The sequence below is a fragment of the Haloferax prahovense genome (assembly GCF_000723845.1).
Lineage (GTDB): Archaea > Halobacteriota > Halobacteria > Halobacteriales > Haloferacaceae > Haloferax > Haloferax prahovense.
In genome coordinates, this window is the sequence record NZ_LK053000.1 from 1637232 (window position 1) to 1659430 (window position 22199).

The 22199-nt window shown below is 65.8% G+C and carries 21 protein-coding genes and 1 tRNA gene; 18 read left to right on the forward strand and 4 right to left on the reverse strand.

Annotated elements, in window-relative coordinates:
- Positions 1–8: 8 nt before the first annotated feature.
- The 6 genes from BN984_RS08175 (at position 9) to BN984_RS08200 (ending at position 6826) form a co-directional block, all read left to right on the forward strand.
- Positions 9–2933, forward strand: coding sequence for a DNA-directed RNA polymerase subunit A' (locus BN984_RS08175; RefSeq protein WP_049968010.1), 2925 nt, complete (start codon positions 9–11; stop codon positions 2931–2933).
- Positions 2926–4185: a DNA-directed RNA polymerase subunit A'' gene (rpoA2, locus tag BN984_RS08180; protein ID WP_049968011.1), complete on the forward strand. Its 1260-nt coding sequence runs from the start codon at positions 2926–2928 to the stop codon at positions 4183–4185. The genes BN984_RS08175 and rpoA2 overlap by 8 nt, the downstream gene beginning before the upstream one ends.
- A 2-nt stretch (positions 4186–4187) precedes the next feature.
- Positions 4188–4607 (forward strand): NusA-like transcription termination signal-binding factor, encoded by a 420-nt coding sequence (locus tag BN984_RS08185; protein ID WP_004973575.1) that lies wholly within the window; start codon positions 4188–4190, stop codon positions 4605–4607.
- 54 nt (positions 4608–4661) lie between these two features.
- The gene (locus BN984_RS08190) at positions 4662–5555 is read left to right on the forward strand and encodes a mechanosensitive ion channel family protein (RefSeq protein WP_049968012.1); all 894 of its coding nucleotides are present in this window, start codon (positions 4662–4664) and stop codon (positions 5553–5555) included.
- Between the two features lie 225 nt (positions 5556–5780).
- Positions 5781–6209 carry a 30S ribosomal protein S12 gene (locus tag BN984_RS08195; RefSeq protein ID WP_004044570.1) on the forward strand — a complete coding sequence of 143 codons (429 nt, stop codon included), beginning with the start codon at positions 5781–5783 and terminating at the stop codon, positions 6207–6209.
- Between the two features lie 2 nt (positions 6210–6211).
- The gene (locus BN984_RS08200) at positions 6212–6826 is read left to right on the forward strand and encodes a 30S ribosomal protein S7 (RefSeq protein WP_008091508.1); all 615 of its coding nucleotides are present in this window, start codon (positions 6212–6214) and stop codon (positions 6824–6826) included.
- 107 nt (positions 6827–6933) lie between these two features.
- Here BN984_RS08200 and BN984_RS08205 read toward each other — a convergent pair whose 3' ends face one another.
- Entirely contained in the window at positions 6934–7689 is a 756-nt protein-coding gene (locus tag BN984_RS08205; protein WP_049968013.1) for a DUF5781 family protein, read from the reverse strand.
- 189 nt (positions 7690–7878) lie between these two features.
- Here BN984_RS08205 and BN984_RS08210 point away from each other — a divergent pair, with 189 nt between their 5' ends.
- The 9 genes from BN984_RS08210 to BN984_RS08250 all read left to right on the forward strand — a co-directional run bounded on the left by BN984_RS08210 (position 7879) and on the right by BN984_RS08250 (position 15273).
- Entirely contained in the window at positions 7879–10062 is a 2184-nt protein-coding gene (locus BN984_RS08210; protein ID WP_008091511.1) for an elongation factor EF-2, read from the forward strand.
- 340 nt (positions 10063–10402) lie between these two features.
- On the forward strand, positions 10403–10972 hold the full coding sequence (locus BN984_RS08215) for an amino acid-binding protein (protein ID WP_008091513.1): 570 nt from the start codon (positions 10403–10405) through the stop codon (positions 10970–10972).
- Complete coding sequence (locus BN984_RS08220; RefSeq protein WP_008091515.1) at positions 10969–11922, forward strand: homoserine dehydrogenase; 954 nt, start codon at positions 10969–10971, stop codon at positions 11920–11922. The genes BN984_RS08215 and BN984_RS08220 overlap by 4 nt, the downstream gene beginning before the upstream one ends.
- Positions 11923–12112: 190 nt before the next feature.
- On the forward strand, positions 12113–13378 hold the full coding sequence (gene tuf, locus BN984_RS08225; protein WP_004044564.1) for a translation elongation factor EF-1 subunit alpha: 1266 nt from the start codon (positions 12113–12115) through the stop codon (positions 13376–13378).
- A gap of 2 nt (positions 13379–13380) precedes the next feature.
- The gene (gene rpsJ, locus BN984_RS08230; protein ID WP_004044563.1) at positions 13381–13689 is read left to right on the forward strand and encodes a 30S ribosomal protein S10; all 309 of its coding nucleotides are present in this window, start codon (positions 13381–13383) and stop codon (positions 13687–13689) included.
- A gap of 252 nt (positions 13690–13941) precedes the next feature.
- Positions 13942–14013, forward strand: a tRNA-Ala gene (locus tag BN984_RS08235).
- 269 nt (positions 14014–14282) lie between these two features.
- Entirely contained in the window at positions 14283–14483 is a 201-nt protein-coding gene (locus tag BN984_RS08240; protein WP_008091522.1) for a hypothetical protein, read from the forward strand.
- A 93-nt stretch (positions 14484–14576) separates the two neighbouring features.
- Positions 14577–14951 (forward strand): hypothetical protein, encoded by a 375-nt coding sequence (locus tag BN984_RS08245; protein WP_049968014.1) that lies wholly within the window; start codon positions 14577–14579, stop codon positions 14949–14951.
- An 82-nt stretch (positions 14952–15033) separates the two neighbouring features.
- Positions 15034–15273, forward strand: coding sequence for a DUF7385 family protein (locus BN984_RS08250; protein WP_004065334.1), 240 nt, complete (start codon positions 15034–15036; stop codon positions 15271–15273).
- Positions 15274–15381: 108 nt separating this feature from the next.
- Here BN984_RS08250 and BN984_RS08255 read toward each other — a convergent pair whose 3' ends face one another.
- Together BN984_RS08255 and BN984_RS08260 are read right to left on the reverse strand one after the other, a co-directional pair.
- The gene (locus BN984_RS08255) at positions 15382–16701 is read right to left on the reverse strand and encodes an RNB domain-containing ribonuclease (protein ID WP_008091527.1); all 1320 of its coding nucleotides are present in this window, start codon (positions 16699–16701) and stop codon (positions 15382–15384) included.
- A 120-nt stretch (positions 16702–16821) separates the two neighbouring features.
- Entirely contained in the window at positions 16822–17124 is a 303-nt protein-coding gene (locus tag BN984_RS08260; RefSeq protein WP_008091528.1) for a DUF7562 family protein, read from the reverse strand.
- Positions 17125–17335: 211 nt separating this feature from the next.
- Here BN984_RS08260 and BN984_RS08265 point away from each other — a divergent pair, with 211 nt between their 5' ends.
- Positions 17336–17815: an RNA-binding protein gene (locus BN984_RS08265; RefSeq protein ID WP_004969073.1), complete on the forward strand. Its 480-nt coding sequence runs from the start codon at positions 17336–17338 to the stop codon at positions 17813–17815.
- A gap of 47 nt (positions 17816–17862) precedes the next feature.
- Here the strand turns inward: BN984_RS08265 and BN984_RS08270 are convergent, their stop codons facing one another.
- Positions 17863–18543, reverse strand: a complete 681-nt coding sequence (locus tag BN984_RS08270; RefSeq protein WP_049968015.1) for a DUF1028 domain-containing protein — start codon at positions 18541–18543, stop codon at positions 17863–17865.
- Positions 18544–18762: 219 nt separating this feature from the next.
- On the opposite strand from BN984_RS08270, the gene BN984_RS08275 reads away from it, so the two are divergent.
- Positions 18763–19119 (forward strand): cell division protein SepF, encoded by a 357-nt coding sequence (locus tag BN984_RS08275; protein WP_004969075.1) that lies wholly within the window; start codon positions 18763–18765, stop codon positions 19117–19119.
- 117 nt (positions 19120–19236) lie between these two features.
- Entirely contained in the window at positions 19237–22185 is a 2949-nt protein-coding gene (uvrA, locus tag BN984_RS08280) for an excinuclease ABC subunit UvrA (protein WP_049968016.1), read from the forward strand.
- Positions 22186–22199: the final 14 nt, after the last annotated feature.

The window sequence follows — 22199 nt, forward strand, 5'->3', positions numbered from 1 at the left end:
TCATGTCAATGCAGACACCCAAAGAAATCGGCAGCATCCAGTTCGGGTTGATGGACCCGGAGACGTACCGAGACATGTCCGCGACGAAGGTCATTACCGCGGACACCTACGACGACGACGGCTACCCAATCGACATGGGTCTCATGGACCCGCGGCTGGGCGTCATCGACCCCGGGCTGCAGTGCCGCACCTGCGGCCAGCACTCCGGGTCGTGTAACGGGCACTTCGGCCACATCGAACTGGCCGCGCCCGTCATCCACGTCGGCTTCACGAAGCTCATCCGCCGCCTGCTCCGCTCGACGTGTCGCGAGTGCGGTCGCCTCTCGCTCACGCAGGAGGAGGCCGACGAGTACCGCGACAAGCTCGGTCGCACGAAGGAACTCGGCGACGACTGGAGCGACGTGATGAAGTCGGCGGTTCGGCAGGCCCGCAAGGCCCACCGCTGTCCCCACTGCGGCTCGCCGCAGCACGACATCAAACACGAGAAGCCGACGACCTACTACGAAGTCCAGAACGTGCTCGCCGGGGACTACTCCGAGCGCATCGCCGAAGCGATGCAGCCCGACCCCGACGACGAGGACGACGAGGGCGTCGACCCCGTCACCCTCGCTAACGAGACCGGCCTCGACGCCGAGCGCGTCAACCAGGTGCTCGCCGGCGAGTTCCGCCCGGTCGGCGACGACCGCAAAGCGCTCGAAAAGGCGCTCGACCTCGACCTCACGGAAGAGGACATGAACAAGCTGATGCCCTCGGACATCCGCGACTGGTTCGAGGACATCCCGGACGAGGACCTCATCACGCTCGGCATCGACCCCGACCGGTCGCGCCCCGAGTGGATGATTCTGACCGTCCTCCCCGTCCCGCCGGTCACGGCGCGTCCCTCCATCACGCTGGACAACGGCCAGCGCTCCGAGGACGACCTGACCCACAAGCTCGTGGACATCATCCGCATCAACCAGCGGTTCATGGAGAACCGCGAGGCGGGTGCCCCGCAGCTGATTATCGAGGACCTGTGGGAGCTGCTTCAGTACCACGTCACCACGTTCATCGACAACGAGATTTCGGGCACGCCGCCGGCGCGGCACCGCTCCGGCCGCCCGCTGAAGACGCTCAGCCAGCGCCTGAAGGGCAAGGAGGGTCGCTTCCGCGGCTCCCTGTCCGGCAAGCGCGTCAACTTCTCGGCCCGTACCGTCATCTCGCCGGACCCGACCCTGTCGCTCAACGAGGTCGGCGTCCCGGACCGCGTCGCGTCCGAGATGACCCAGACGATGAACGTCACCGAGCGCAACATCGACGAGGCTCGCCAGTACGTCCGTAACGGACCCGAGAGCCACCCCGGCGCGAACTACGTCCGCCGTCCGGACGGCCGCCGCCTGAAGGTAACCGAAAAGAACTGCGAGGAACTCGCGGAGAAGGTCGAACTCGGCTGGGAGGTCAACCGCCACCTCGTCGACGGCGACATCGTCATCTTCAACCGACAGCCGTCGCTGCACCGGATGTCCATCATGGCGCACGAAGTCGTCGTGATGCCGTACAAGACGTTCCGCCTGAACACCGTCGTCTGTCCGCCGTACAACGCCGACTTCGACGGCGACGAGATGAACATGCACGCCCTCCAGAACGAGGAGGCCCGTGCCGAGGCGCGCGTCCTCATGCGCGTCCAAGAGCAGATTCTCTCGCCGCGCTTCGGTGAGAACATCATCGGCGCGATTCAGGACCACATCTCGGGCACCTACCTGCTCACCCACGACAACCCCGAGTTCGTCGAGACGCAGGCGCTCGACCTGCTCCGCGCGACGCGCGTGGACACCCTGCCCGAGCCCGCGGGCGAAAACGAGGACGGCCAGCCCTACTGGACCGGCCAGCAGATCTTCTCCGAACTCCTGCCCGACGACCTGAACATGGAGTTCACCTCGAAGGTCGGCGACACGGTCACCATCGAGGACGGCCAGCTCACTCAGGGTACCATCGACGAGGACGCCGTCGGCGCGTTCGGTGGCGAAATCGTCGACGCCCTCGCCAAGGACTACTCGAAGACACGCTCGCGTATCTTCATCAACGAGATTGCCTCGCTCGCGATGCGCGCCATCATGCACTTCGGGCTGTCTATCGGTATCGACGACGAGTCCATCCCGGACGAGGCGACGGCGCAGGTCGACGAGGCCATCGACGCCGCCTACGACAAGATTCAGGAACTCATCGAAATCTACGAGGCGGGCGAGCTCGAGTCCCTGCCGGGCCGCTCCGTCGACGAGACGCTGGAGATGAAGATCATGCAGCGCCTCGGCAAGGCGCGTGACTCCGCCGGTGAAATCGCGGAGGACCACTTCGAGGAGGACAACCCCGCGGTCGTGATGTCGAAGTCCGGCGCGCGTGCGTCCATGCTCAACCTGACCCAGATGGCCGGCTGTGTCGGCCAGCAGGCGGTTCGGGGCGAGCGCATCAACCGCGGCTACGAGGGTCGCACCCTGAGCCACTACCAGAAAGGCGACCTCTCGGCCGAGGCCCACGGCTTCGTCGAGAACTCCTACCGCGCCGGCCTCACGCCGCGTGAGTTCTTCTTCCACGCGATGGGTGGCCGCGAAGGGCTGGTCGACACGGCAGTCCGGACCTCGAAGTCCGGCTACCTGCAGCGTCGGCTCATCAACGCCCTCTCCGAACTCGAAGCGCAGTACGACGGCTCCGTCCGCGACACGTCGGGGACCATCGTTCAGTTCGAGTTCGGCGAAGACGGCACGAGCCCGGTGAAGGTCTCGTCCGACGACGAGACGCCGATCGACGTCGAGAACATCGCCGACCGCATCCTCACCTCGGAGTTCAGCTCCGCCGAGGAGAAGGAACGCTTCCTCGGCGAGCGCGAACCGCCGACCAACCTCTCCGAGCACGCCGAACCGCGTGTCGACGCCCGTGCGGGGGTCGAATCCGATGACTGAACACGACGCAACCGCCGACTACGAGTTCGTCGACGACGCCATCGTCGACGTCGTCGAGTCCAAAGAGCTGTCTCGACGCCTGAAGGACCGAATCTACCAGACCATCGAAGAGCGCGAGGGCGTCTCGTTCGAACAGGCCGGCGAAATCGCGCAGGCCGTCGAGGCGCGCTACCTCGACACCCGCGTCGACCCCCTCGACCCCGTCGGGACGGTCTCGGCGCAGTCCATCGGTGAGCCGGGGACGCAGATGACGATGAACACGTTCCACTACGCGGGCGTCGCCGAAATCGACGTCACGCAGGGACTGCCGCGCCTCATCGAACTGGTGGACGCGCGGAAGACCCCCGACACGCCGATGATGACCGTGTACCTCGAAGACGAGTACGCGAACAACCGCGAACTCGCCCACCAGGTCGTCTGGAACATCGAGTCCACGAAGATTCTGGCGCTCGGCGACATCTCGACGAACGTCGCCGACATGGTCGTCCAGATCAACCTCAACGACGAGACGCTTCTCGAACGCTGGCCGACCTACGACGACGAGGGCGTCGTCGCGAGCGAAATCGCGGAGACCATCGAGGACGCGCTCGGTATCAAGACTCGCCGCGAGGGGACGCTCATCGAGTTCGGCCCCGAGAGCCCGAGCTACCGCCGGCTCCTCCAACTCGTCGAGGAACTGCGCGACATCGTGTTCAAGGGCATCGAGGAGGTCTCCCGCGTCGTCATCCGCAAGGAGAACAACGAGGACACCGACGAAGAGGAGTTCGTCCTCTACACCGAGGGTTCGGCGTTCGGCGACGCACTCGCCATCGAGGGCGTCGACGCCTCCCGGAGCACCTCGAACAACATCCACGAGGTGCACAAGCAGCTCGGCATCGAGGCCGCCCGCGAGGCCATCATCGACGAGACGATGAACACGCTCCGCGAGCAGGGTCTCGACGACGTGAACATCCGCCACCTGATGCTCGTCGCGGACATCATGACGAACGACGGGACCATCGAGTCCATCGGCCGTCACGGTATCTCCGGGTCGAAGGACTCCGTCCTCGCCCGCGCCGCGTTCGAGGTCACGGTCAACCACCTGCTCGACGCCGCCATCCACGGCGAGGAAGACGACCTCGACGGCGTCATCGAGAACGTCATCGTCGGCAAGCCGATTGCGATCGGCACCGGCGACGTGGACCTCCGCATGGGCTCGCTCGACGTCGAGGACGCGGACGCCAACGCGGCACCCGAACCGTCTGACGACTGACGATGAAAGTTACGCTGTCGGATACGGCCCGGCGCTTCATCGCCCTCTTCGAGGAGGAGACGGAGGCGACCGCCCACGACTGCCTCGTGTTCGAGGACCGGGTCGTCTTCCTCGTCGCCGCGGGCGACATGGCGACGGCCATCGGCCCCGGCGGGCGGACCGTCCAGTCGGTCGAGCGGCAACTCGGTCGGTCGGTCGAGCTGGTCGAGGACGCCGACACGCCGGAGGCGTTCGTCGCGAGCGCGCTCGCGCCGGCGGCCGTCCGACACGTGACTCTCTCGCGGCAGAACGACACCGTCGCGTACGTCGAGGTCGCCGAAGCCGACCGCGGCGTCGCCATCGGCGCGAGCGGAAAGACCATCGACACCGCGCGCGAGCTGGCGCGTCGTCACTACGACATCGACGACATCCAGTTGACGTAGGGCGGCGGTCGACTCGACCACACGTTTTTGTCCTCACCGAACGGCGAGCTACGCATGTCGCCGATACGACAGTCGGTCGGGCTCGCGGTCGGACAACTCGACCCGACGGGATTCGCCGAGTACGAGGAGCTCGCGAGCGCGACCGTGGGGTTCGCCGCCGCGGCGGTCGTGGTCTATCTGGTCGGTCGGCTTCTCGTCGTCCCGGGCGTGACGAGGCTCGTCAGCGCCCGGAACCGGAACAACCCGACGTTGCAGTCGGCGACGGAGACCTACGCGCACGCGTTCGTCATCGCGCTCGCAACGCTCGCGGGCGTCGTCGGCGCGGGCTACGCGTCGGTGCTGACCGACACCGCGCTCATCGTCGCGGCGCTGACGCTCGTCGTCGGCGTCGCCGGGCAGGAGGTCATCGGCGCGCTCATCAGCGGCCTCTTTCTCGTGGCCGACCCGGACTTCAACGTCGGCGACTGGATATCGTGGCCCGGCGGCGAGGGCGTCGTCGAGGCGGTCGACTTCCGGGTCACGCGCGTGCGGACGGTCAACAACGAGACCATCTCCGTGCCGAACACGGAACTCACGACGAACGCGCTCACCCGCCCGTACGGCCGAGAGCGGTACCGCATCACCGAGCGCGTCGACGTCGCGTACGCCGACGACACGGAGTTGGCGCTCCGCGAACTCGTCGAGACCGCGCGGGAGGACGACCGCGTGCTCGACGACCCGGAGCCGACCGCGCGCATCCTCGAGTTCGCCGGGAGTTCGATCGGTCTGCAGGCGGAGTTCTGGGTCGAATCGCCGATGGACGTGAGCCTCGTCGACGTTCGCTCGCAGTACCGGCGTCGAGTCAAGCGGCGGTTCGACGAGGAGGGGCTGACGCTGGGGCCGGCGTCGGTCCGGGAGGTCAGCGGCCGCCTCGACGTGGACCTCGTCGGGGAGCGCGGCGGCGAGTGACCCGGTCAGACGGGCGCGTCACCCCGCGTGCGTGTCGTTCGCATGGGTGGACGAAACGACACCATCTCCGGGCGGTTTAGTCCCTCTTCGCCGCGGAGGGGGCGTCGTTCGAATCGGAGAAACGACCTCAGATTCCTCCTTAGGGGTCGCTAATCGCTCCTGAAGCCGTCTCACCGGATTCGAAAAGGGAGGCTTAAGTAGCTCCATCTGGAACTGTTGTTCACTATGGCGAACGGCAAATACGCCGCGCGCAAGCTCAAGCAGGACCGGCAGAAGCGCCGCTGGTCCGACTCTGAGTACGCGCGCCGTGAGCGCGGTCTCGGCAAGAAGTCCGACCCGCTCGAGGGTGCTCCGCAGGGTCGCGGCATCGTCCTCGAGAAGGTCGGTATCGAAGCGAAGCAGCCGAACTCGGCGATTCGGAAATGCGTCCGTGTTCAGCTCATCAAGAACGGAAAGCAGGTCACCGCCTTCTGTCCCGGTGACGGCGCGATTTCGTTCATCGACGAACACGACGAAGTCACCATCGCCGGTATCGGCGGCGCGAAGGGTCGCGCGATGGGCGACCTTTCGGGTGTCAACTACAAGGTCGAGAAGGTCAACGGCGTCTCGATGATCGAACTCGTCCGCGGGAACGCTGAAAAGCCGGTGCGCTAACCATGTCGGAAAGCGACGCACCCGAGCCCGAGTCCCCCGCGAGCAGCGAGGAAGCAAAGGAGAACGCGCTTCTGTTCGGCGTCTGGGACGTCTCCGAAATGGAGTACACCGACCCCAGCATGAGCCGGTACATCAAGGCGACGCCCATCGCCCACACGATGGGTCGTCACGCCTCGAAGCAGTTCCAGAAGTCCGAAATCAGCATCGTCGAGCGGCTCATCAACCGCCTGATGCAGACCGAGGACAACACGGGACACAAACAGAAGACGAGTAAAATCGTCAAGGAAGCGTTCGAAATCGTCAACGAGCGCACCGAGGAGAACCCCGTGCAGGTGCTCATCCGCGCGGTCGAGAACGCCGGCCCCCGCGAGGAGACCGTCCGACTCAAGTACGGCGGTATCTCGGTCCCGCAGGCCGTCGACGTCGCCCCGCAGCGCCGCGTCGACGAGGCGCTGAAGTTCATCGCGCAGGGCACGCTCAGCGGCTCCTACAAGACGACGACCACCGCCGCCGAGGCGCTCGCACAGCAGCTCGTCGGTGCGGCCGACTACGACGTCCAGACGTACGCTATCTCCCAGAAAGAGGAGAAAGAGCGCGTCGCCGAAGCAGCCCGGTAATCTCTCCACTCTCTTTCGTTTTTCACCGCGCCGAGTGACGACGCCGTCCGGTCGGGCCGGTGGGACCCACGCCGTCCGTCTGACGCCTCGCGGCCGGTACGTAGCGCTCAGTCGGCGGCCATCCCCGGGTTGACGACGTAGTGTTTCACCACGTCGACGAGCGTCCGGCGGTACTCGCTTTTCGAGGGGTCGTCGGCGAGCGTTCGGAAGTGCTCTTTGAACGTCTCGAGAGACACCGACGGCGCGTCGTCGCCCGCGGCGTGGGCGAGGTCGTACAGCCGGTGGTCGGACTCGACGAGGTCGTGTCGCTCCACGAGCGCGAGGGCGAACCCGGCGTTCACGGCCGTGATTTCGGGGTCCGAACCCGCGGTGACGAGTCGGGAGCCGGGGCGGCCGGACGCCTGCGGTCGGTCGGCGAGCGCCGCCGCCAGTTGCGACTCGAGGAACTGGACGAGCTTGTCCGCGGGCGCGACAGACAGCGTCAGGTCGTCGGCGTAGATGTCCTTGCAGTGGTTAGCGATTTGATAGCAGTGCGCGAGCTTTCGGCGCTCGACGGTGCGCCCCGCGAGCGCGAGAAAGACCGCCTCGCGCGTGGACTGGTAGTGCGAGACGTGGCCCTCTTCGTTTCGGGCCATGTGTGAGAGCTCGTGGAGCGCGAGTTCGCGGGCCATCGCGCTGGTGGCGGCCTGCCGGGAGATGTTGAGGACGTGGTGGTCCTGATAGTGGCCGGCCCACGTGCGGGAGTCGGGATCATCGCGAACGCGCACGTACACGGGGTACGAAAGCTCGAACTCGGTTTCGAACAGGTCGGCGGCGCTCAAGAACGGGTCTGCCGGTGCGCCCCCGACGACTCGGAGGTCCATTCGACTTGAGAAATGTTATCAATCAACATGACTCTTACGCCGAGTGGGCGACGAGATCCGCGTCCGGCGGACAGTCTCGCCTATCGTGACAAAAATGCTCATACCCCGGCGGTAGGGCGGCTGAAAATGGGAAATCCGCTCGGCAAAAACACTACTCTTTTGACCCTCCTGCCGGTAGACCCCTGTATAATGGGCCGACGAAAGAAGATCGTCCAGGAATGTGAGAAACTGATGGACAAGCCGGAGCAGATCCGGAACATCGCCATCGCCGCTCACGTCGACCACGGTAAGACGACCCTCTCCGACAACCTCCTCGCGGGTGCGGGCATGATCTCTGACGAGACTGCCGGCCAGCAGCTCGCGATGGACACGAAGGAAGACGAACAGGAACGCGGCATCACCATCGACGCCGCAAACGTCTCGATGACCCACGAATGGGAAGGCGAGAACCACCTCATCAACCTCATCGACACGCCGGGCCACGTCGACTTCGGTGGCGACGTGACGCGCGCGATGCGCGCCGTCGACGGTGCGCTCGTCGTCGTCGACGCCGTCGAGGGTGCCATGCCGCAGACCGAGACGGTCCTGCGTCAGGCGCTCCGCGAGGGCGTCAAGCCGGCGCTTTTCATCAACAAGGTCGACCGCCTCATCAACGAGCTGCAGGAAGGTCCCGAGGAGATGCAGAAGCGCCTCGTCGACGTCATCTCTGACGTCAACGAGCTCATCCGCGGGATGACCGAGGAGAAGGACTACGACTGGACGGTCTCCGTCGAAGACGGGACTGTCGCCTTCGGGTCCGCCCTCTACAAGTGGGGTGTCTCCATGCCGTCGATGGAGGAGACCGGTATCTCCTTCGGCGACATCATGGAACTCGAGCGCGGTGGCGACCGTCAGGAACTCCACGAGCGCACGCCGCTTTCGGACGTCGTTCTCGACATGGTCGCGGAGCACTTCCCCGACCCCCTCGACGCCCAGCCCCGTCGTATCCCGACGGTCTGGCGCGGTGACTCCGAGTCCGACCTCGCGCGCCAGATGCGCGAAGTCGACGACGACGGCGAAGTCGTCTTCATGGCGACCGACATCTCGATGGACCCCCACGCGGGCGAAATCGCGACGGGTCGCCTCTTCTCCGGTACCATCCGCAAGGGTCAGGAGCTCTACGTCTCCGGGACCGCGGGCAAGAACCGCGTCCAGTCCGTCGGTGTCTTCATGGGCGGCGAGCGCGAGGAACTCGACCGCGGTGTCCCCGCAGGGAACATCGCGGCCGTCACGGGTCTCCGTGACGCCATCGCCGGTTCCACCGTCTCCTCCGTCGAGATGACGCCGTTCGAGTCCATCGAGCACATCTCCGAGCCTGTCATCACGAAGTCCGTCGAGGCAGAGCGCATGGACGACCTGCCGAAGCTCATCCAGACGCTCCAGCAGGTCGCGAAGGAAGACCCGACCATCCGCATCGAGATTAACGAGGACACGGGCGAGCACCTCATCTCCGGTCAGGGCGAACTCCACCTCGAAGTCATCACCCAGCGCATCCGCGACAACCAGGGCATCCCGGTCCGCACCGGTGAGCCGATTGTCGTCTACCGCGAGCAGGTCCAGGGCAAGTCCCACGAGGTCGAGGGCGTCTCCCCGAACCGCCACAACAAGTTCTACATCACGGCGGAACCCCTCTCGCAGGACATCGTCGACTCCATCAAGCTCGGCGAAATCTCGATGGACATGCCCGAACTGGAGCGCCGCGAGGCCCTCCAGGAAGCCGGCATGGACAAGGACACGTCCCAGAACGTCGAACACATCCACGGGACGAACATCCTCATCGACGACACGAAGGGTATCCAGCACCTCAACGAGACGATGGAACTCGTCATCGAGGGTCTCGAAGAGGCGCTCGACGACGGTCCGCTCGCCGCGGAGCCCGTTCAGGGAACGCTCCTACGCCTCCACGACGCGCGACTCCACGAGGACACCATCCACCGCGGTCCCGCCCAGGTCATCCCTGCGACGCGTGACGCGGTCCACCGCTCGCTCATCGCGGGTCAGGTGAAGCTCCTCGAACCCATCCAGAACGTCCGCATCGACGTCGCCTCCGAATACATGGGCTCGGCCTCCGGCGAGATTCAGGGTCGCCGCGGCCGCGTCGACGACATGTACCAGGAAGGTGACCTCATGGTCATCGAGGGCATCGCGCCCGTCGAAGAGATGATCGGCTTCTCGTCGGACATCCGTTCGGCCACGGAAGGTCGCGCCTCCTGGAACACGGAGAACGCCGGCTTCCGGGTGCTCTCGGACAACCTCCAGCGCGAGAAGATCATGGAGATCCGCGAGCGCAAGGGCATGAAGCTCGAGCTCTCGCAGGCTATCGACTACATCTAAGCGCGAGCCTTCGCGCCTTCTTTCGTTTTTTCACCCGGGCAGCGATGGCCCCGGTCCGTCGGCCCGCCGCCGTGCCGCGCCCGACGGCCTTCCCGCGTCGTCCTCCGGTGGCCGAGACCGTCTCCGAGCGCTCTGTCGCGGTCGACCTCCCCGTGACACATGCCAGCACGCTGTCGACGTCGGCAAACCGTGTCGGCTGCGAAGGCTTATACCACGTGGCCGAATCACGGATACGTATGCGTAAGGGTACGTCTCTCGACTCCTGGCGCGACGACGCGAAACCACGACCGAACCGCGCGTCGCGGACAACAGCGTCGGGACGGCCCACGGGGGTGGGGCGATGAGCGCACAGGACCTCGACGGCGGGAGCGACGCCGAGACCGACGGGAGCGGCGAGATGCCGAAACCGCACACGATTCGGCTCGAACTCGTCGACGAGCCCGGACAGCTTTTGGCCGCGCTCAAGCCCATCTCCGACAACGGCGGTAACCTGCTTTCCATCTTCCACGAGCGCGGGAGCCTGACTCCTCGGGGGCACATCCCCGTGGAGGTCGACCTCGAGTGCCCGCCCGACCGCTTCGAGCGAATCGTCGAGGCGCTCCGCGACGCCGGCGTCAACGTCATCCGCGCCGGCGCGGAGCACTTCGGCGAGGAGGTAATGGTCATCCTCGTCGGCGACATCGTCGATTCCGACCTCTCGGACACGCTCCACCGCATCGAGTCCTCGGCGGACGCGACGTTACAGGACCTGTCGCTGTCCGCCCGCGAGGGGACTAACGAGGCGTCGAGCGCACGACTCCGGCTCGCGGTCCGCTCCGGCCGCGTCGACGAGACGCTGTCGGTCGTTCGCGACCTCGCCGCCGAGAAGGGACTGCACGTCGTCGAGCCGCTCGCGGAGGGGTCCCAATGAGCCTCAGACTCGCCGTGCTCGGTGCGGGCGCGGTCGGTGGCTCGGTTCTCGACCTCGCGGGCGACTACGGCCACGACGTCGTCGCGTTCGCGGACTCGTCTTCCTCCGCGGTCGACCCCGCCGGACTCGACCCGAGCGCGGTCCACGACCGCAAGGAACGCGACGGCGTGGTCGGGGAAGCGGACCCCGGTGCGGTGTTCGACGCCGACTACGACGTGTTGGTGGAGGCGACGCCGACGACGCTCGGCGACGCCGAGCCCGGGTTCTCGCACGTCGAGCGGGCGCTGGCCGACGACCGGCACGTCGTGCTCGCGAACAAAGGGCCCGTGGCTGAACGGTACGCCGACCTGCGCGCGCTCGAAGCCGAAAGCGAGGGGACCGTCCAGTTCGAGGCCGCCGTCGGCGGCGCGATTCCCGTCCTCTCGACCATCTCGGACCTCGGCGCGCCCCACGTGACCGCCGCTCGCGGCGTGCTGAACGGGACGGCGAACTTCATCCTCTCGCGGATGGCCGCCGAGGGACTCGACTACGAGCACGTGCTCGCGGAGGCCCAGGACCTCGGCGTCGCCGAGGCGGACCCGACGTTCGACGTCGACGGCATCGACGCCGCGCTGAAGTTCGTCATCCTCGCGAACGTCCTCTCCGACGGCGAGACCGAGTACGCGCTCGACGACGCCGAGGTCGAGGGCATCCGCAACGTTCCGGGGACGGCGCTCGACCTCGCCGCCGAGGACGGTCGGACAGTCCGCCTCATCGGCGAGGCGACCGCCGACGGGGTCCGCGTCGCCCCGCGGCTGATTCCGCAAGGCTCCGCGCTGTCGGTCACGGGCACGCAGAATATCGTCCAGTTGGAGACCAAACACGCGGGCCAACTGAATATCAGCGGCCGCGGGGCGGGCGGTCCGGAAACGGCGACCGCCGTCCTGTCCGACGTTTCACGCCTCGAATAGCGGCACAGGCGGCCCCTATCCCTGTTTCTTTCGACTGTCGGTATCTACCGGACACGCCGTTTCCGGGACCGTGGTATGGTTCCGCAAATCGCAGTACGGCGGTTAGACGGCTCGTAGCGCGTATCGAAATCGTTTTAGGGGTTTCAGCAAAAACATTCCCCACAGAGCGCCTTAGCGCGTGAACACACCAATGAGCGACAAACCCCACCAGAATCTGGCCATCATCGGCCACGTCGACCACGGTAAGAGTACGCTCGTCGGCCGACTCCTGTTCGAGACCGGCTCCGTCCCGGAGCACGTCATCGAGCAGCACCGAGAGGAAGCCGAGGAGAAGGGCAAGGGCGGATTCGAATTCGCCTACGTCATGGACAACCTCGCCGAAGAGCGCGAGCGCGGTGTCACCATCGACATCGCCCACCAGGAGTTCGACACGGACGAGTTCTACTTCACCATCGTCGACTGTCCTGGCCACCGCGACTTCGTCAAGAACATGATCACCGGTGCCTCGCAGGCTGACAACGCGGTCCTCGTCGTCGCCGCCGACGACGGTGTCGCGCCTCAGACCCGCGAGCACGTCTTCCTCGCCCGCACCCTGGGCATCGGCGAACTCATCATCGCGGTCAACAAGATGGACGTCGTCGACTACAGCGAAGACAAGTACAAGGACGTCAAGGAGCAGGTCAACAAGCTCCTCAAGCAGGTCCGCTTCAACTCCGACGACGCGACCTACGTCCCGATTTCGGCCTTCGAGGGCGACAACATCGCCGAGCGCTCCGACAACACGTCGTGGTACGACGGCGACATCCTCCTCGAAGCGCTCAACAACCTGCCGGCACCGCAGCCGCCGACGGACGCGCCGCTGCGCCTGCCCATCCAGGACGTCTACACCATCTCCGGCATCGGTACGGTCCCGGTCGGCCGTATCGAGACGGGTACCCTCAACCCCGGCGACAACGTGAGCTTCCAGCCCTCTGACGTCGGCGGCGAGGTCAAGACCGTCGAGATGCACCACGAGGAAGTCGACCAGGCCGGACCTGGCGACAACGTTGGTTTCAACGTTCGTGGCGTCGGCAAGGACGACATCCGCCGCGGCGACGTCTGTGGCCCGGCTGACGACCCGCCGAAGGTCGCCGAGACGTTCAAGGCGCAGGTCGTCGTCATGCAGCACCCCTCGGTCATCACCGCTGGCTACACGCCGGTCTTCCACGCCCACACGGCGCAGGTCGCGTGTACCATCGAGTCGATCGACCAGAAGCTCGACCCCGCGTCGGGCGAGGTTGCTGAGGAGAACCCGGACTTCATCAAGTCCGGCGACGCCGCCATCGTGACCGTCCGTCCGCAGAAGCCGCTCAGCATCGAGCCGTCCTCCGAGATTCCGGAGCTCGGCAGCTTCGCTGTCCGTGACATGGGTCAGACCATCGCGGCCGGCAAAGTGCTCGAAGTCAACGAGCGATAACGATGCAACAGGCACGCGTTCGGCTCGCCGGCACGAGTCCGGAAGACCTCGACGATATCTGCGACGACGTCCGCGAGATCGCGAACAAGACGGGCGTCAACCTCAGCGGGCCGATCCCGCTGCCCACGAAGACGCTCGAAGTCCCCGCCCGCAAATCGCCTGACGGCGAGGGGACGGCAACGTGGGAGCACTGGGAGATGCGCGTCCACAAGCGTCTCATCGACCTCGACGCTGACGAACGCGCTCTGCGCCAGCTGATGCGCGTTCAGGTTCCGAACGACGTCAGCATCGAGATCGTCCTCGAAGACTAACGACGGCGCTGTCCGGACTTCCGGACCGCCCGTTCGTGACGGCCCGCCCGTCACACTCGCGGCTGTCGAGGCGCGCGTCCGGAGGACTCTGCCTCCGAGCTGACTTTCAGCGCTAAGGCGCGTGTCATCTCACTTCCGTTCGACACGCGAGCAGACGCCCGTAGAATCACCCGACGGAACGGGATGCTATCGCATGCCCGGCCGCGGACAAAACATAGGGTATAAGTGTATCCCACGACTCCGTGGGAATGAGGGCTCGTAGATCAGTGGCAGATCGCTTCCTTCGCAAGGAAGAGGCCCGGGGTTCAAATCCCCGCGAGTCCATCCACGTTTTCACAACGTTTCTAAGGCCCGCAAGACGCCTCTCTTGCGGTCTCACGCTGTAACGTTCATCGGCCAGCGGCCGCACAAAACACCGGTTTCATCGAGAGTTCCTACTCACTCCGAATCCACCCCGTTCACGTCGGGCGATTTTCGGGAGGGAATCCCGGCATGATACCCCTCGTAATACAGCTACGAGGCCGAACCCCCCGAACCGACTCCCCGTCCGCTCTGACACAAGAGTTTCACTAACTACGCGTCAAAAGCGACCAATGTTCGAGACACCGGCGTCGGTACAGGGGTATGGTCCGGTCGTCGCACTCTTCTGGGCCTACGTTCTCATCGCACTCGGGGTTACGCTGGGGATTCGTCAGCTCGGGCTCCCGGATGAAACGACGCTGTACGTCTTTCTCGGAGTCGGACTTGTCCTCCTCAAACCGTTCGTCCCGCTGTTCAAGCGGTACTCTCCGTAGCTATCGACTACCGAACGTTCACTTCCGCCGAACCCGACACTTTCACTCCGCTCATGGCGGACCCTCTTATCGTCTCGCTCCGAGGGCGTCGGTATGGAAACACGACGAGGCGACCCCCCGTCGGACCCGACGGCCCTCTTTCGAGCAATCGTCTCGAAACTCCGCGAGACGCGCCGCGGAGTCCACCAGCATCGGATGGCGCAGGCGCTCCTTCAGAAGGACGCCAACGGCTCGCGGCTGGTCGGACTCGACGAGGACACCGAGCGGGCGGTCTTTTTCAACCCCGCGTCGCGGACGCTCGAACTGGTTCCCTTCGACCGTGAGGGGACTCACGAGGAGCGCGCGGCGGTGCTGTCGCGTCGACTGAGTGACCCGTCGTCGTGGGTCGAGGCTAACGCCGCGGGGCTGTCGTGGGTCCACCCGCACTTCCGGTGGGCCTGCGGGTTGGACGACGCCGGAGGAAGATGAGCCACCACTCGTGCGTCGCGTCCGACCGTGACCGGTGTCCGACCGTGAAGAATTATACGCACGCCGCGCGCACAACACGTCCATGAACGACGAGGAACTCGACGAACTCCGGTCGTCGCTCACGCCCTACGAGTCGAGCGGCGGCGTCACCACCTACCAGAACACCGTCTCTATCGCCTGTCCGGCCTGTGAGAAACCGTTCGACGACTTGGTCGTCTGCGAAAACGACTACAACAGTCTCGAACTGAGCATGATGCTCGACCTCTGTGTGACTCAGCACGACGGCGACGTGCTCCTGTTCACGCACAAACAAGAGGAGTAACGCAGCCGGCGGCGGTGAGCGCCTTTCGGTCGCTTCGGCACATCACTGACTGAGCCTATGGTCTCGCGTTCGCCTCGCCGGCCGCGGGCGGCGGGGTCGCCCGCCCGGTTATTCGCGCGGCGGGAGGCCGTTTTCGTCGATGACCTCGCCGTCGTCGTCGACGGTAACGATGCCGCGGTTGTTGACCGCGTAGGGGTCCAAGCCGACTTCTTGGAGGAACTGCTTGTAGAGCCGCTCGGCCGTCTCGGCGTCCTTCTGACGGTCGGAGGCGCGGTCGCAGAGCTCGACGAGGTCTTCGGGCACGTCGTTTTCGTGGACGATCCAGTGGTTGATGAGGTCCGACAGCCGCCGGATGGGCGAGGTGAAGTGGCCGTAGATGTCGAAGTTGAGCGCGTAGTGGCCGCCGAAGGGGTCGTTCATGTACTTCGCGCGGGGCATGACCTTCAGCACGGCGCGCTGAATCTTGTTGAGCGTGCGGGAGTTCGCGCTCTCTAAGGCGTCGTTGACGGCCTTCCGCGGCTCGTCCCACGACGTGGACTTGATGCTCACGCCGTCGAGTTCGGTGATTTCGCGGAGCGCCTTGTCCCACTGGTCGGGAGTCGGCTGCGGGTGGACGCGGTACATCGCCTCGACGCCGCGGTTCCACATGAGTTCGTGCGTGACGGCCTTGTTCGCCTTCAGCATGCACTCCTCGATGATGGTGTGGGCGCGGTCGCGGCTCGGGTTGAGAACGAGCGAGCCGTCTTCCTTGCGCTGTTCGTGGAGTTGGTCCGCGAGGTCGAAGACCAGCGCGTTCTCGTCGTGGAGGGGGAGGTCGGGGTCTTCCAGCCGGTTTTCACACTGCGTGTAGGTGAGCCGTTCGTTGGAGTGGATAACGGACTTGTAGATGTCGATAGACTCGAACGAGAGCGTGTCCTTCTTGATCTCCATCTCGACGGTGTGGGCGAGGCGGTCCTCCTCGGGGACGAGAGAACAGACCGTCTCGGCCAGCGCCGGCGGGAGCATGTGGATGGTGTAGGCGGGGAGGTAGACGGTGTTCCCGCGCTTGACGGCCTCGGCCCACATCTCCGAACCGGGGTGGACGTAGTGGGTCACGTCGGCGATGTGGACCCACAGCGTGTACGTCTCCTCGTTCTCGCGGATGCTCAGGGCGTCGTCGAAGTCCTGGGCGTCGACGGGGTCTGTCGTCCACGTCGTGAGGTCTCGGAGGTCCTTGCGGTGTTCGAGCTCGTCTTCGATCTCCTCGTGGACGCCGTCGGTGCGCGCACGCGCCTCCGAGAGGACTTCCGGCGGGAACTTGTCTCGAATCTCGAACTCCTCGAACAGGTCCTCGCGCTTGTTCTGGAGGTGTCGCGCGAGTTCGGCGTCTATCTCCACCGGTCCTTGCCCTTCGGCGGTCCCGGCGTACGCCTGCGCGTCGTCTGACATAGCCCCGACTAGACGGGGCAGGGAGAAATGAGTGTCGGGCACGGGCCGCGACGAGAGGGAAACGACGTCGCTCGTGAGCACGCTCGCGCGCGCCCCGGCGGCGGGCCAAGGAAAGCGACCTCAGCGACCGCGCTCGCCGGGGGATTCGTACCGCTCTTTGACCGCGTCGAAGTAGCGAAGCAGGAACTCCTCGTTGGTGATGCCGTGTTCTTCGATGTCGATGAGGAGGCCTTCGAGCTCCCCGCGGGGCTGGTGACAGAGCCCTCGATAACAGGACTTACAGAGGTGTTCGAACCGCTTGCCGTGCCGTTCCCAGCGGTTCCCCTCTTTGTCGTACTCGCGCGCCGCCGACCGGAGGACCGCGTCACCGCATGCGATGCACACGACACGTTTCCGGTCCCGGTTCGTCCGGGAGCGCCACATATCGTTGGAGTGGACCCAATCGTACTTAGCAGTTTATCCTGTCACAGTCTGACGCGCGTCAGACGCCGACGTGGTTCGGGTTGCTTCGGATTGCTTCGGGTTGGTTTTGGGTTAGCTCGGGTCGACTCGCGTTCGACCGGCCGCCGGGGTCGTCGCCGACCACTCGATGCGGAGCGGTCGATTTATCGGCCGTGAGCGTCCACGACCCGGTATGAAGGTCAAGTCTCGCCACCACCTCCGAAGCGACGAAATCGACGCCCTGTGTGATTCCATCGAATCGTCCCTCGGCGTCGCCCTCGACGGCGACGCGTTCGAGGCGGTCGAGTTCGCCGACGCCGACTACGAGGTCGTCCTCGTCGACGGCGAGCCGGCGGTCATGTACGTCGACGACCAGCCGTTTCTCACGGTCAAGGGCGCGAACCAGTTCCCGCCGACGACGAACGTCGTCACGGTCGACGCGGGCGCGGTCTCGTTCGTCTCCAGCGGGGCCGACGTGATGCGCCCCGGCATCACCGAGGCGGACGACACCATCGAGGCTGGCGACCTCGTCGTCATCGCCGAGGAGACCCACGGCAAGGTGCTCGCCGTGGGTCGCGCGCTCGAAGACGGGGCGGACCTCGTCGGCGACTCCGGCAAGGTCGTCGAGTCAATCCACCACGTCGGCGACGACCTCTTCGAGTTCTCCGTCTGAGCCGACTGTTTCTTTGCCCCGGCGCGCGCGGCTCTCGGCCACGTCGGCTACTCTTCGGCGTACTTCTCCAGCGCCGCCTCGTATCCCTCTCGCGCCATCGAAAACGTCTCCCGAAGGTCGCGAAGCGGCGTCTCCGTCGCGTCGACCCGGAGGTCGTTGTAGTACGGCTCCATCTCGCGGTCCTCGGTCGTGGTCACGACGACGGCCGCGCTCTGGACGTCGAGGTCGTCGCGCTTGTCGCCGCCCGCGGCGTGTCCCGCGCCGAGCGCGTCGATGAGTCGCTTCGCGAGCGGCTCGTCGCCGTCGACGCTTCGCTCGTGGGCGTCGGCGGCGGCTTCGACGACTTCCGCGCCCGTGAGCAGGTTGCCAGCGACGGTGTAGTCGTCGCCTTCGCGGTGGCCCGCCCAGCCGAGACAGTCGTCGCCGGTGAAGGCGAACGTCCCCTCGGAGCCGACGCCGTGGAGCTGTCGCTCCGACCGGCCGTCGTCGGCGTTCAACAGCGCCTGTAGGGCGTCGTCGACGGCGAGGCCGTCTTCGAGGTAGTCCATGCCCTTCTCCCCGAGTTCGACGTTCGTCAGCGCCTGTGTCGCGACCGCGCCGTGTTCACTTGCAAACGGACAGAGGGCCCCGACGCCCGGCAGGCGGGTCGTCACGGCGACGCCGAAGCGGTGCTGGTCGTCGCCGCCGTCGTCGACGTACGACTCGCGGACGCAGATGCTGAAGGTCATCGTGTTCGTCTGCTCCCGCGCGCCGCGAGGTAAAAACACCCGGCGAAACGACGCGGACGGCGCGCGCGTCGGACGTCCGCCGGCGTCGTCGCCTCCCGCGGCACCACCCTCCTGTGGCCGTACTGCCGTCGATTCGTCCCGCCTCAGCGCTCAGACATGTCTGAAGAGAGACAATCGTCTGACGTAAGAACTAACCCCGTTGTGGCCTCTCTACGTCCTATGGGTATCATGAGTAAGATTCTCGGTGGTGGTGGTTCCCGAACGACCGAGGACTACGTCGAACTCGACCTCGACGACTTCGACACCGCTCGCGGCGACGCCGGCCTCTCGGTTCACATCGCCGAAATCGGCGGCCAGCAGGACGTTATCGCCATCAAAGACGCCGTCTACGACGGCAATCTGGTCATCGCGGACATCACCCGCCACACGACCTCCGACAACACGATGGAACACATCATCGACGACCTCCGGCAGGTCGCGCGCGAGGTAGACGGCGACATCGTCCAGAAGGGCGACGACCAAATCGTCATCACGCCGACGGGCATCTCCATCTCGCGGCAGAAGCTCAACGGCTGACGCCGGCGGACGACACCGCGCACGCTCCGATTTCTCCCGAGTCGCCGACGCGAGCGATGCGGCTCGAACGGCCCGAACCGATGCCTATTCGGTCCTCTCGTTCCTAGAGTCGTCCGAATGAGCAAGGACTACATCGAGGTTCGCGGTGCCGAAGAGCACAACCTCAAGAACCTCGACGTTCGCATCCCCCGCGAGACGTTTACCGTCGTCACCGGCCTGTCGGGGTCAGGCAAGTCCTCCCTCGCGTTCGACACCGTCTACGCGGAGGGTCAGCGGCGGTACATCGAGTCGCTTTCGGCCTACGCGCGGAACTTCCTCGGCCAGATGGACAAGCCGAAAGTCGAGGCCGTCGAGGGCCTCTCGCCCGCCATCTCCATCGACCAGAAGAACGGGGCCAACAACCCCCGGTCGACCGTCGGGACCGTCACCGAACTCCACGACTACCTCCGCCTCCTGTACGCCCGCGTCGGCACCCAGTACGACCCCATCACGGGCGAGGAGGTCGGCGAGCAGTCCGCACAGGACATGGTCGACCAGATTCTCGAACTCCCCGAGGGCACCCGAGCGAAGGTCGTCGCGCCGGTCGTCCGCGACCAGAAAGGCGAGTTCAAGGACCTGTTTTCGGACCTCGTCTCCGAGGGCTACGCCCGCGTCGAGGTCGACGGCGAGGAGTTCGACCTCTCGTTCGAGACGCCCGAACTCGACAAGAACTACGACCACACCATCGACGTGGTCGTCGACCGCGTGAAGGTCGCGCCCGAGGCGCGCTCGCGCATCGCCGACTCCGTCGAGACCGCGCTCGACGAGGCCGGCGGCGTCCTCAAACTCATCGTCCCCGACCCGCCCGAGGACCTCCCCTTCGCCTCCAACACCCGTTCGACCGGGTCGCTCGCGGGCGAGGGCGACGACCGCCTCGTCGTCGAGTTCTCCGAGGAACTCGGTAACCCGAACTCGTCGTTCCGTTTTTCGGAAATCGAGACGCGGTCGTTCTCGTTCAACAGCCCCCACGGGGCCTGCCCGGAGTGCGAGGGCCTCGGCAAGGCGAAGGAGGTCGACCCCGACCTCGTCGTCACCGAGCCGTCGAAGCCGCTCAAGCACGTCTTCGAGCCGTGGAGCTACAACCGGACGTACTACCGCCGCCAGCTCGACAACGTCGCCGACCACTTCGGCGTCAGCGTGGACACCCCGTTCGAGGAGCTTTCGGACGAGGTGCAGGACGCCTTCCTGTTCGGCACCACCGAGGACGTGGTGTTCGAGTGGACGACGAAAAACGGCACGCGCCACAAGGAACACCCCTTCGAGGGCGTCGTCGGCAACCTCGAACGCCGCCACGTCGAGACCGACTCCGACCGGACGCGGGACCACATCGAGGAGTTCATGGCCGTCACGACCTGCCCCGACTGCGACGGCTCGCGGCTCAAAGAGCAATCCCGCCACGTCCGCGTCGGCGGCACGACGCTCCCCGAGGTCAACCGCATGACCATCGCGGGCGCGCTCGAACACTTCGAGGGCCTCGAAGCCGACCTCTCGGAGCGCGACCGCACCATCGCACAGGAGATTCTCAAGGAGATTCGCGCCCGCCTCGGCTTCATGACCGAGGTCGGCCTCGAATACCTCACCTTGGACCGCGAGGCCGCCACGCTCTCGGGCGGCGAGTCCCAGCGTATCCGCCTCGCCACGCAGGTCGGCTCCGGCCTCGTGGGCGTTCTCTACGTCCTCGACGAGCCGTCTATCGGCCTCCACCAGCGCGACAACGACAAACTGCTCAACACGCTCGAAGGCCTCCGCGACCTCGGTAACACGCTCATCGTCGTCGAACACGACGAGGAGACGATGCGCCGGGCCGACGAAATCATCGACATGGGGCCCGGCCCGGGCAAGCGCGGCGGCGAGGTCGTCGCGCAGGGCGATTTCGACGATATCGTCGCGGCCGACGACTCCATCACGGCCGACTACCTCTCGGGCCGCAAGGACATCGACGTGCCCGACGCGCGGCGCGAGGGCGACGGCGAACTCGTCGTCCGCGGCGCGCGCCAACACAACCTCGACGACCTCGACGTGCCGCTTCCCCTCGGGACGTTCACCGCCATCACCGGCGTCTCGGGGTCGGGTAAGTCCACCCTGATGCACGAGATTCTCTACAAGGGACTCGCCCGGCGGATGAACGACAACACCTCCGTCGACCCCGGCGAGCACGACGCCATCGAGGGCTACGACGAAATCGAGACCGTCCGGCTCATCGACCAGTCGCCCATCGGTCGCACCCCGCGGTCGAACCCGGCGACGTACACCGGCGTCTTCGACTACGTCCGCGAACTGTTCGCCGAGACGAAGCTCTCGAAACAGCGCGGCTACGAGAAGGGCCGGTTCTCCTTCAACGTCAAGGGCGGCCGCTGTGAGGCCTGCAAGGGACAGGGCAACGTCAAAATCGAGATGAACTTCCTCTCCGACGTGTACGTGCCCTGCGAGGAGTGTAACGGCGCGCGCTACAACGCCGAGACGCTCGACGTGACGTACAAGGACAAGACCATCGCCGACGTGCTCGACATGGAGGTCGACGAGGCGCTCGACTTTTTCGAGGCGAACTCGCAGATTCGCCGCCGCCTCCAACTGCTCCACGACGTGGGCCTCGGCTACATGCAACTCGGCCAGCCGTCGACCACGCTCTCCGGCGGCGAGGCACAGCGCGTCAAACTCGCCGAGGAACTCGGCAAGAAGCAGACCGGCGACACGCTCTACCTGCTCGACGAGCCGACGACCGGTCTCCACAAGGAAGACGAGCGGAAGCTCATCGAGGTGCTCCAGCGCCTCGTCGACAACGGCAACACCGTCCTCGTGGTCGAACACGAACTCGACCTCGTGAAGAACGCCGACCACATCGTCGACCTCGGCCCCGAGGGCGGCGCGGGCGGCGGCACGGTCGTTGCCAGCGGCACCCCCGAGGAGGTCGCCGAGAACCCCGACTCCCACACGGGTCGGTACCTCCGCGACTACCTCCCCGACGTGGACGAGGAGGGGCCGCGCTCGGACCGCCGCAACCCCGCGAAAGTGGCGAACGACGACTGAACGCGCGCCGACTT